General features: G+C 63.1%; 8 protein-coding genes. 6 read left to right on the top strand and 2 right to left on the bottom strand.

From position 1 onward, the window contains the following. From recJ to VKM35_RS01295, 5 genes are all read left to right on the top strand, one after another. The coding region (gene recJ / locus VKM35_RS01315) for a single-stranded-DNA-specific exonuclease RecJ (RefSeq protein ID WP_324317536.1) at nt 1–1511 on the top strand (1511 nt) is incomplete at its 5' end. Nucleotides 1512–1632: 121 nt separating this feature from the next. Further along, a protein-coding gene (gene prfB / locus VKM35_RS01310; RefSeq protein ID WP_324317534.1) for a peptide chain release factor 2 occupies nt 1633–2758 on the top strand; the annotation gives its coding sequence in 2 pieces (ribosomal slippage) (nt 1633–1704 and nt 1706–2758; 1125 coding nt in all). 104 nt (nt 2759–2862) lie between these two features. Next, complete coding sequence (lysS, locus tag VKM35_RS01305) at nt 2863–4374, top strand: lysine--tRNA ligase (protein WP_324317532.1); 1512 nt, start codon at nt 2863–2865, stop codon at nt 4372–4374. Nucleotides 4375–4518: 144 nt separating this feature from the next. After that, nucleotides 4519–5571 carry an HD domain-containing phosphohydrolase gene (locus tag VKM35_RS01300; protein ID WP_324317530.1) on the top strand — a complete coding sequence of 351 codons (1053 nt, stop codon included), beginning with the start codon at nt 4519–4521 and terminating at the stop codon, nt 5569–5571. Nucleotides 5572–5586: 15 nt separating this feature from the next. Next, the gene (locus tag VKM35_RS01295; RefSeq protein ID WP_324317528.1) at nt 5587–7734 is read left to right on the top strand and encodes a response regulator; all 2148 of its coding nucleotides are present in this window, start codon (nt 5587–5589) and stop codon (nt 7732–7734) included. Between the two features lie 39 nt (nt 7735–7773). On the opposite strand, the gene VKM35_RS01290 is transcribed toward VKM35_RS01295, so the two are convergent. Both VKM35_RS01290 and VKM35_RS01285 read right to left on the bottom strand, forming a co-directional pair. Then, nucleotides 7774–8658: a crotonase/enoyl-CoA hydratase family protein gene (locus VKM35_RS01290; protein WP_324317526.1), complete on the bottom strand. Its 885-nt coding sequence runs from the start codon at nt 8656–8658 to the stop codon at nt 7774–7776. 136 nt (nt 8659–8794) lie between these two features. Beyond that, nucleotides 8795–10477 carry an AMP-binding protein gene (locus VKM35_RS01285; RefSeq protein WP_324317524.1) on the bottom strand — a complete coding sequence of 561 codons (1683 nt, stop codon included), beginning with the start codon at nt 10475–10477 and terminating at the stop codon, nt 8795–8797. Nucleotides 10478–10688: 211 nt separating this feature from the next. Between VKM35_RS01285 and VKM35_RS01280 the strand changes: the two genes are divergently transcribed. Then, nucleotides 10689–11021 carry a nuclear transport factor 2 family protein gene (locus VKM35_RS01280; protein ID WP_324317522.1) on the top strand — a complete coding sequence of 111 codons (333 nt, stop codon included), beginning with the start codon at nt 10689–10691 and terminating at the stop codon, nt 11019–11021. Nucleotides 11022–11078 lie beyond the last annotated feature (57 nt).

Here is an 11078-nt window from a genome sequence, read left to right as displayed (position 1 = left end):
GACACATCGTCATCGTCGGTGATTTCGATTGCGACGGCGCCACCGGCACCGCAGTGGCCGTGCGCGGTCTGCGTCTGTTGGGCGCGACGCGGGTGAGCTACCAGGTGCCGCATCGCATCACCCATGGTTATGGCCTGTCGCCGGCTTTGGTCGAGGATATGGTCGCGATGGCGCCGGATCTGCTGATCACCGTCGACAACGGCATCGCCTGCCACGCCGGCGTCGCAGCCGCGAAAGCGCGCAGTTGGCAGGTGCTGATCACCGATCATCATCTGCCGGGTCCGCAGTTGCCGGCCGCGGATGTGATCGTCAATCCCAATCTCGACGGCGATGCGTTCCCGAGCAAATCGCTGGCGGGCGTCGGCGTGATGTTCTATCTGCTGCTGGCGCTGCGCCGGCATCTGCGCGATGCCGCTGCATTCGCCGGCCCCGATCCGGATCTTTCCAGCCTGCTCGATCTCGTTGCGGTCGGCACCGTCGCCGACCTGGTGGTGCTCGACTACAACAACCGTTTGCTGGTCGCGGCAGGGTTGCGCCGCCTGCGCCAGGGTCAATGCCAGCCAGGCCTGCGCGCGCTTGCGGAGGTTTCCGGTCGCGCCCTGGAAAAACTTACCGCCACCGACATCGGTTTCGCGCTGGCGCCGCGTCTCAATGCCGCCGGCCGCCTCGAGGACATGGCGCTGGGCATCGAATGCCTGCTCACTGACGACGTCACGCGTGCGCAGGAACTCGCGCGCGTGCTCGATGGCATCAATGCCGAACGCCGGCAGCTGCAGCAGACCATGGTCGAAGATGCCGAACTGTTGCTGCAGCGCCTGCCGATCGATGGCGATGGCCTGCCGGCGGCGATGGTTCTGTTCGATGCGGCCTGGCATCCGGGCGTGATCGGCCTGGTGGCGTCGAAGATCAAGGAGCGCGTGCATCGCCCGACCATCGCATTCGCACCTGCGGAACCGGACAGCAGGCTATTGCGCGGCTCCGCGCGTTCGATCGCGGGCTTCCATATCCGCGACGCGCTGGCGCAGGTCGACGCGCGCAATCCAGGTTTGATCGAACGCTTCGGAGGCCACGCGATGGCGGCCGGGCTGAGTCTGCCGATTGAGCGGCTCGATGAATTTCGCAGCGCCTTCGTCGAAGTGGCCGATGCGTTGCTCGCGCCGGAGTTGCTGCGCGCCGAATTGCTCAGCGATGGTCCGCTGCAGGCGGATGAACTTCAGCGTGATGTTGCTGAAGCCCTGCGCCTCGCCGGCCCCTGGGGGCAGGGCTTCGCCGAGCCTGTGTTCGACGGGGTTTTCGCGGTCCTCGAATGGCGGGTGCTCGGCGAGCGGCATCTGAAGTTGCAATTGCGATCGGAGGCGGGTGGGGCGGCGATATCGGCGATTCAATTCGGTGGCTGGACCGGCGAGGCGCCCGCGCCCCGCATCCATATCGCCTACCAGCTGGAGCTCGATGATTTCCGCGGCCGTCGCGATGTCCAGCTGCTGATACGGCATCTGGTCGCAGCGTCGTAGGAGCGGCTTCAGCCGCGACCATGTCTGGCCGGAATGCTCGGATTTCGCGGCTCACGCCGCTCCTACGAAGCAGCATGGCTGGTATCATTGCCGCCTGTTTTTGCCGGTCAAGAAACCATCCATGGAACTCAATCTCTACCGCCAGCGAATCGCCGACCTCAAGGGTCGGCTGGATTCGCTGAGGGGGTATCTTTGACTTCGATGCCAAGCTCGAACGCCTCGAAGAAGTAAGCCGCGAACTGGAAAACCCCGCGATCTGGAACGATCCGGATCGGGCCCAGGCCCTGGGCAAGGAACGTTCCTTCCTGGAAAAGACCACGTCGGAAATCAGCGGCAATACCGATGGCCTGATCGAAGCGGCGGAATTGCTCGATCTTGCCGAGATGGACGACGACGAAGGCACGGTCACCGCGGTCGTCGCCGATGTCGAGAAGATCGCCGCACGGCTGGAGAAGCTGGAGTTCCAGCGCATGTTCGGCGGCGAGCTCGATGCCTCGAACTGCTTCGTCGACATCCAGGCTGGCGCCGGCGGCACCGAAGCGCAGGACTGGGCGGAAATCCTTCTGCGCATGTACCTGCGCTTCTGCGAAAGCCGCGGCTGGAAAACCGAGTTGATGGAAGCCAGCGCCGGTGACGTCGCCGGCATCAAGTCGGCAACGTTCCGCGTCGAAGGCGACTACGCTTACGGCTGGCTCAAGACCGAGATCGGCGTGCATCGCCTGGTGCGCAAGTCGCCGTTCGACTCCGACAACCGCCGGCACACGTCCTTCACTTCGGTGTTCGTCAGCCCGGAAGTCGACGACAACATCGAGATCGACATCAATCCCGCCGATCTGCGCACTGACGTTTACCGTTCTTCCGGCGCCGGCGGCCAGCACGTCAACAAGACCGAGTCGGCGGTGCGCATCACCCATATCCCGACCAACACCGTCGTCGCCTGCCAGACTGGTCGCAGCCAGCACCAGAACCGCGACACCGCGATGAAAATGCTGAAGGCGAAGTTGTACGAGCTGGAAGTGCAGAAGCGCAACACCGAAAAGAACGCGCTCGAAGCGACCAAGTCCGATATCGGCTGGGGCAGCCAGATCCGCAGCTACGTGCTCGACCAGAGCCGCATCAAGGACCTGCGCACGGGCATCGAACGCACCGATACGCAGAAAGTGCTGGATGGCGATCTCGACGAATTCGTCGAGGCCAGTTTGAAATCGGGGCTTGCTGCAGGTTCCAAACGCATCGATGCGGCTTGATATTTCTTGTGTAGGAGCGACGCAAGTCGCGATTCTTCTGCAATGCCAAGCGGTTGCGACTCGCGTCGCTCCTACATCCATAAATTCATTTTCCGGCAACGCCCATGACCGAACCAACCACTGCCCCCGTTGACGAAAACCAGCTCATCGCCGAGCGCCGCAGCAAGCTGCGTGCGATCCGCGAGCAGGGCATCGCGTTCCCGAACGACTTCAAGCGTGGCGACTACGCAGACGACCTGCAGAAGGAATTCGCCGACAAGGACGTGTGGACCGCCGAGGCGCTGGAAGCGACGCCACGACGCGTGCAGATCGCCGGGCGCCTGTTGCTCAAGCGTGTCATGGGCAAGGCCAGTTTCGTGCAGATCCAGGACATGTCCGGCCGCATCCAGTTGTATCTGACGGCGAACGATCTGGGCGAAAGCTACGACGCGTTCAAGGGCTGGGACATCGGCGACATCATCGGCGCGGCCGGCGTGTTGACGCGCACCAAGACCGGCGAACTGTCGGTGAAGGCGAACACGTTGCGCCTGCTGACCAAGGCCTTGCGTCCGCTGCCGGATAAATTCCACGGGCTGTCCGATGTCGAGCAGCGCTATCGCATGCGTTACGTCGATCTGATCGTGAATCCGGAAGCGCGCGAAGTTTTCATCAAGCGCTCGAAGATCGTCTCGGCGATGCGCAGCTGGCTGGATGCGCGGCGTTTCCTGGAAGTGGAAACGCCGATGATGCATTACATCCCCGGCGGCGCTACCGCCAAGCCGTTCATGACGCACCACAACGCGCTCGACCTCGACCTGTATCTGCGCGTCGCGCCCGAGCTCTACCTCAAGCGCCTCACCGTCGGCGGTCTCGAGCGCATCTACGAGATCAACCGCAATTTCCGCAACGAGGGCGTGTCGACGCGGCACAACCCCGAGTTCACGATGCTCGAGTTGTACGAGGCCTACGCGACCTACAACGAAATCATGGACCTGACCGAAGGCGTGATCCGCGACGTGGCGAAGTCCGTCCTCGACACCACCGCGCTGACCTGGGATGGCAATGCCATCGATGTGGGTCCGGCATTCCGGCGCTGGTCGATGATCGATGCGGTGCTGGAACACAATCCCGAGATCAAGCACGGGGAATTGCGCGATCTAGCGGCGATGCAGCGCCATTGCGAGCGTCTGAAAGTGCACGTCAAGAAAGGTTTTGGCTGGGGCAAGATTCTGCTGGAAATCTTCGAGAAGACCGTCGAGCACACGCTGATCCAGCCGACCTTCATCACCGATCATCCGGTCGAGGTCAGCCCGCTGGCGCGTGCGAACGACATCGATCCGGAACTCACCGATCGCTTCGAGCTGTTCATCGGCGGCAAGGAAATCGCCAACGGGTTTTCCGAGCTCAACGATGCCGAGGACCAGGCCGCGCGTTTCCAGGCACAGGTCGAGCAGAAAGATGGCGGCGACGACGAGGCCATGCATTTCGATGCCGACTACATCCGTGCCCTCGAAGTCGGCCTGCCGCCGACCGGTGGCCTGGGCATCGGCATCGATCGTCTGGTGATGCTGCTGACCGGCTCGGATTCGATCCGCGACGTGCTGCTGTTTCCCTACATGCGGCCGGAAACGGCCTGATTGCTGCACGGCGGCATCCGGGCGCACGCAAGGCGCCCGGATCGCGTCCGGCAATTAATTCAAAACAAACACTTGCAGCACTCTTTTCAGGTTCGCCCTGACCAGCGTATGCTCTGAGCATTCTCGGCTCGGGCGGCATCGCATATGCGCGTTTTGATCGTCGACGACCAGTCATCCCAACGCACCATGCTGCGGCATCTGGTCGAGGACATCGGCCCGGATATCAAGGTCACCGACTTCGCCGATCCCGTGCAGGCGTTGCTGTTTTCCCAGAAAGAACCGCCCGACCTCGTCATCCTCGATTACCGGATGCCGAAGATGGATGGGCTGGAATTCGCCAGGCGATTCCGCCGGCCGCTGTCGCAGCGCGATGTGCCGATCATCCTGGTCACCGTCGTCGGCGATGAGCCGTTGCGCCAGGCCGCACTCGAAGCTGGCGTCATCGATTTCCTGGTCAAGCCGGTGCGGCCGCGCGAGCTGCGCCTGCGTTGCAAGAACCTTCTGGAGCTGCGCCAGCGCCAGCAATCGCTGAAGTCGCGCGCGCATCTGCTTGAGCATCAACTGCTGTCGGGCATCCACGAGATGGAGCAGCGCGAACGCGACCTGCTCGGGCGCCTGGTCAAGGCCTGCTGCCAGCGCGAGGGCGCCGACGGCCGCCATGTCGAACGCATTTCCCGCTACAGCGGCCTGCTTGCCGAAGGCGCGGGGCTGGAGGACGACAACATCCGGCTGATCGAATATGCGGCACCGCTGCATGACATCGGCAACATCTCGATTCCCGATGCCATCCTGCAAAAGCCCGGGCCGCTTACGGTCGACGAGCGCCAGATGATGCAGCGGCATACCGTGCTCGGCCACGACATCCTGCGCGACAGCAACAGCGAATACATCCAGATCGGTGCCGAAATCGCCCTCAATCATCATGAGCATTGGGACGGTGGCGGTTATCCGAACGGCATCGTTGGCGAAGCGATCCCGATGTCCGCACGCATCGCGGTAATCGCCGATGTGCTCGATGCCCTTACCAGCCCGCGTCCGTATCGCGCCGCACTCGGCATGGACCAGGCCTTGTTGATCGTGCGCGGCGGCGCTGGCAAGCAATTCGATCCCGATCTCGTACGCATCCTCGACGGTCGCGAAAAAGAGGTGCTGGCGATCCATCGCTCTTTCGTTTCCGAGCACGGCGTTTCCGTCTAGGCAGCGAGCGCCAGCGTGAACTTCCACGGCCGGCAACTTCTGCAGCGATTCCGCAATCGCCCGGACAGCGAGCATGTGCAGGCGCTGGTTCGATTGGTGATCGCCTGCCTGATCGTGCTCTATCTCTGGGGTCTGCAGCGTTTCAGCGGCGACGCGGTGGATGTGCAGGCCATGGTCATGGTCATGCTGATCGAGGCCGTGGTCGGGCTGGCGCTGGTGGCCGGCATCGCGATGGACCCACGGGTTTCGCATCTGCGCCGCTGGATCGGCATGCTCGCCGACTACGCGACACTGGCGATTCTGATGTCGCTGCGCGCCGATGCGCTGGCGCCGCTATACGTGCTCATCCTCTGGGTCACGATCGGCAATGGTCTGCGCTACGGCACAGCCTATCTGTATTCCGCCGGCGCCTTGTCGGCCAGTGCTTTTCTCGCCGTCGTGCTCAGCCAGCCGTATTGGCGCGATCAGCCGTATCTTTCGGGCGGCTTGTGGATTGGTCTGATCGCGATCCCCGCCTACCTGTCGTCGCTGCTCAAGGATCTGCAGGCGGCGACCGAGGAAGCGAAGCGCGCAAATGCGGCGAAGTCGCGCTTCCTCGCCAACATGAGCCATGAATTCCGTTCGCCGCTCAACGGCATCATCGGCATGTCCGAGCTCATGGCCGGCACGCGCCTGGCGCCGGACCAGCGCGAATACGCCGACGTGATCCAGACGTCGGCGCAGACCTTGCTGCTGCTGGTCGACGACGTGCTCGACATCTCGGCGATCGAAGCCGGCAAGCTGCGCCGCAAGGACGGCGATTTCAACCTGCACGATCTGGCGCAACGCCTGCACAAGATGTTGCTGCCGCATGCCGCCGCGAAAGGACTGCTGCTCAGGATCCGCATCGAGGAAGACGTGCCGATGCGTCTTTACGGCGACGGCGCGCACTTGACGCAGATCCTGCTCAACCTGATGCACAACGCGGTGAAGTTCACCGAGTACGGCGAAGTCGCCTTGCTGGTGCAGCAGATCGGCGGCGACGAACTGCAGCCGCGCCTGCGCTTTTCGGTGCGCGATACCGGCATCGGCGTACCCGCCGAGGACAAGGAGCGCATCTTCGGTGCGTTCGAGCAGGTCGACACCGGCCCGACGCGGCGCTTCGGCGGCACCGGCCTGGGCACGACGATCGCCAAGACCTTGAGCCAGTTGCTGGGTGGACAGATCGGTCTGGAAGACAACCCCGGTGGCGGTAGTCACTTCTGGGTCGAATTGCCGATGCGCACGCAGCAGGCGGTGGAATCCATCGGCGACGAGAATGCCGGCAACAAGGTGGTTTCCTTCGACGACCCGTTCATTCGTCACAAGGCGAGGGTGCGGCCGCTGCGCATCCTGGTCGCCGACGATCAGCACGCCAATCGCACGGTGCTGACCCGCATCCTCGAGCGTGCCGGCCATCGCGTGCAAGCGGTGAGCGACGGTGAGCAGGCGCTGGATGCGCTGGAAACCGGTGCGGTGGATCTCGCCGTGCTTGATATGCACATGCCCAATCTCAGTGGCCTGGACGTGATCCGGCAGCTGCGTTTCATGCAGGCTGGCGGCAAGCAGACGCCGATCCTCGTGCTCAGCGCCGATGCCACGGTGCAGGCGGCACGCGATGCCGAACAGGCCGGAGCACCGGCATTTCTCACCAAACCGGTGGTCGTGGCGCGCCTGCTGGAAGTGATCGCCGACCTGATCAGCCCGCAGAAATTGCCGGCGGTGCGGCCGGTCGGCGACATCAGTCGTCTGACGATGAATCCGGCAGTGCTCGGTGAGCTGGCCGGCATGGGGCTGGGCGACGATTTCCTGCGCGAGTTCGTCGAACAGTGCCTCAGGGATTCGGCGGGCTGTCTCGCCGAGTTGCAGCGCACGGGGGCGGCGCGCAACTGGAACGATTTCCGCGAGGCGGCGCATGCCTTCAAGGGCATCGCCGAAAACATGGGGGCGCAGATGCTGGCCGAACGCTGCCTGCAGGCCATGCGCGCCAGCGACGAAGCGCTGGCGAAGGAACAGAAGAAACTGGTCAGCGATCTGTCCGTGCAACTGACCGTCGTGGCAGAGCAGGTGCGCCGCGAAGTCGCGAACCTGACGCAGAGAAATCAGGAAAACCCGAGTTCGTCCCCTGGGCCTGACGGCACCTGATCCGCGCCGGAAAAGCGGATCAGGCGTGTTTCCGCGACATCACGCAAATGCCTGCGATGGAGCGTCCGCGCGACGTTGTTGCGCCCGTATCAACCGTTCCATCGTGTGTAGCGCACGCTCGTTGAGACGCATCGCCGCCTCGACCCATTCGGTCGTCACCGACAACAGTTCATCGAGACTGACCGGCTTGCAGGCCTGGCGCACGACGTTCATCGAGCGCAAAGCGTTGCCGATGCGCTGATGTTTGCGGATCAGGTCGCGCGCCGCCTGCTGGCCTTCGCCGCGCGGCACGACCAGGTCGACGACACCCATTTTCAGCAGTTCCTCGACCGGATAGACGCGGGCATCGAGCATCATGCGTTCGGCCTGCGCCGGCGTGACCCGGCGGGTGAGGAACGTGTAGGCGCCCATGCCCGGGAACAGGTCGAACAATACTTCCGGGAAGCCCATGCCGCTGCCTTCCTCGGCGATGATCGTGTGGCAGCAAAGCGCCGCTTCGAAGCCGCCGCCGAGGGCATCGCCCTGGACCACGGCGATGCTGTGCACGCGATCGTCGTAGAGGCGCGCGAAATTGAATGCGACTTCCACGCAGAGCTTGGCGTATTCGAGCAGGCGGCCGCGATTGCCACTGCGGATGAGTTGCGCGAACAGAGCGAGATCGCCGCCGAGATTGAACACGCCGGAGTCCGACGCGAGTACCAGGTGGTGAATGCCTGCCTTTGGGTCGCTGTCGAGCGCGAGTGCGCGGCGGACGCGTTCCTGGCTGCGCTTCATATCCTGCAGCAGGCGTTCGGAGAAACAGGGGTGGTAGCCCGTGCCCGTATCGGCATGCATGAACAACCAATCGCTGCCGTGGGAAGTTTCCGCCGTATGGCGGACCAGGGGGTTTACCACTTCGAGGGACACGCGTTCGAGCAAGGACATGACAGCACTCCAATGAGAGGACAAGGTCCGGCTGTCCCGGCGGGGCAGGGGCGAGACGAGTCTACTCCTGGGTGCGGCCGGCGCTAGTACGCAGGTCTCAGTCCAAAGCGGTCAGGAATTTTAGTCAGGAAGGCGTTCAGGCGGCAGGCTTGGGCGAGTCCCGGAGCTCGCGGCGCAGGATCTTGCCGACGTTGGACTTGGGCAGATCGGTGCGGAATTCGACGATTTTCGGCAGCTTGTAGCCGGTAAGGTTCTCGCGGCAGAAGGCCTTGACCTTCTCGGCCGTGAGCGAGGGATCCTTCTTGACGATGACCACTTTCACCGCCTCGCCGGATTTCTCGTCGGGGACGCCGACCGCGGCGACTTCCAGCACTTCGGGCATGGTCGCGATCACGTCCTCGATCTCGTTCGGGTACACGTTGAAGCCCGAGACCAGGATCATGTCCTTCTTGCGATCGACGATGTAGAAAAAACCCTTGTCGTCCATCTTCGCCATGTCGCCGGTGTGCAGCCAGCCGTCGCCGTCGATGACTTTGGCGGTTTCCTCCGGGCGCTGCCAGTAACCGAGCATCACCTGCGGGCCCTTGACGCAGAGCTCGCCGACTTCATCCTTCGCGACGATGCGACCTTCCTCGTCTTTCAGGCAGCAATCGGTGGACGGGATCGGCAGGCCGATCGCGCCGTTGTAGTCGGGCAGATCGAGCGGATTCATGCAGGCCGCTGGCGAGGTTTCGGTGAGGCCGTAGGCTTCGACCAGGGTGACGCCGGTGATTTTTTTCCAGCGCTCGGCCACGGCGCGTTGCACCGCCATGCCGCCGCCGAGCGCGAGATGCAGCGTGGAAAAATCGATCTTGTCGAAGCCCGGCGTATTGAGCAGTCCGTTGAACAGCGTGTTGACGCCGGTGATCGCGGTGAACTTGCTGGTCGCGAGTTCCTTGACGAAACCGGGCATGTCGCGCGGGTTGGTGATCAGCAGGTTGAGGCCGCCGAACTTCATGAACACCAGGCAGTTCGAGGTGAGCGCGAAGATGTGATACAGCGGCAGCGCGGTGATCATGATCTCCTCGCCCTCCCTGACATCCTTGCCGATCCATGCCGACGCCTGCTGCATGTTGGCGACGAGATTGCGATGGGTGAGCATCGCGCCCTTGGCGACGCCGGTGGTGCCGCCGGTGTATTGCAGAAAGGCGATGTCACCGGCGCGGATGTCGATTTGCGGCAGCGGCTTGTCGCCACCCAGGGCAAGCGCCTGGCGGAAACCGATCGCGCCGGGCAGGCGGTAGTCGGGAATCATCTTCTTCACGTACTTGAGCATGAAGTTGACGATCGGACCCTTGGGGAAACCGAGCAGGTCGCCGATGCAGGTGGTGATCACCTGCTTGATCGGCGTATCGGCGACGACATCGGCGACGGTGTGCGCGAACATTTCCATCACCACGATCACGCTGGCGCCGGAATCCTGTAGTTGGTGCTTGAGCTCGCGGCCGGTGTACATCGGGTTGGTATTGACGACGGTGAGGCCGGCACGCAGCACACCGAAAATCGCGATCGGATACTGCAGCACGTTCGGCATCATCAGGGCGACGCGATCGCCTTTCTTGAGCTTGAGTTCGTTGAGCAGGTAATTGGCAAACTGGGCGCTGAGGCGATCGACATCGGCGTAAGTGAGCGACTTGCCGTAGTTGGAAAAGGCCGGGCGGGAGCTGTAGCGTTCGCAGGCCTTGCTCAGCACCGAGACGATGGACGGATATTCGTCTACATTGATCTGCGCCGGGACATTTTCCGGATAGCTCGCCAGCCAGGGACGCTCATTACTCATGCCCGATTTCCTCTTGCTTGCTGGACGACCCGCACCCGTACGGCAACGGACGGAATCGCATGACTTCCCGATTGGAGCATACGCTCCAGAGGCTGGCAAGCCGCGGCGGAAAGGCTTGCGCGGTGTTGCGATGACGGTCGCGATACTCGTGTTGGCGATGCTTTGCAGCTGTCGTCACGAAGCTCCCGAACAAGCTCTGCGGCGAACCATCATGCAGATGCAGACGGCGGCGGAGAAGCAGGATATCGACGGCGTGCTCGCGCCGGTCGCCGAGGATTTTTCCGGCTCCGACGGCATGGATCGCAACACCTTGCGACACTTCATCGCGATCAGCATGCTGGGCAAGCGCGACGTCGGCGTCACCCTCGGACCGCTGGATGTGAAAATGTTCGGTGATCGTGCGACGGTGAACTTCACCGCCGCGACCAGCGCTGGCTCCGGCCCGTTTCCCGAACAGGCGCAGATCTATCAGGTCAATACCGGCTGGCGTTTGGTGGGTGGCGACTGGAAGCTGATTTCGGCGACGTGGGAGCCGTCGCTTTAATCCAGGAAGCGTGATCGACGCGCAGGGTCTCTTGTAGGAGCGATGGCAATCGCGACT

The sequence above is a fragment of the Arenimonas sp. genome (assembly GCF_035312645.1).
Lineage (GTDB): Bacteria > Pseudomonadota > Gammaproteobacteria > Xanthomonadales > Xanthomonadaceae > Arenimonas.
This window is presented reverse-complemented; position numbering and strand designations above follow the sequence as displayed.

What these genes read in the sequence shown, in the direction of transcription:
- lysS (WP_324317532.1), top strand. Translation starts at nt 2,863, where the DNA reads ATGACCGAACCAACCACTGCCCCCGTTGACGAAAACCAGCTCATCGCC.
- VKM35_RS01300 (WP_324317530.1), top strand. Translation starts at nt 4,519, where the DNA reads ATGCGCGTTTTGATCGTCGACGACCAGTCATCCCAACGCACCATGCTG.
- VKM35_RS01290 (WP_324317526.1), bottom strand. Translation starts at nt 8,658, where the DNA reads ATGTCCTTGCTCGAACGCGTGTCCCTCGAAGTGGTAAACCCCCTGGTC.
- VKM35_RS01285 (WP_324317524.1), bottom strand. Translation starts at nt 10,477, where the DNA reads ATGAGTAATGAGCGTCCCTGGCTGGCGAGCTATCCGGAAAATGTCCCG.
- VKM35_RS01280 (WP_324317522.1), top strand. Translation starts at nt 10,689, where the DNA reads ATGCAGATGCAGACGGCGGCGGAGAAGCAGGATATCGACGGCGTGCTC.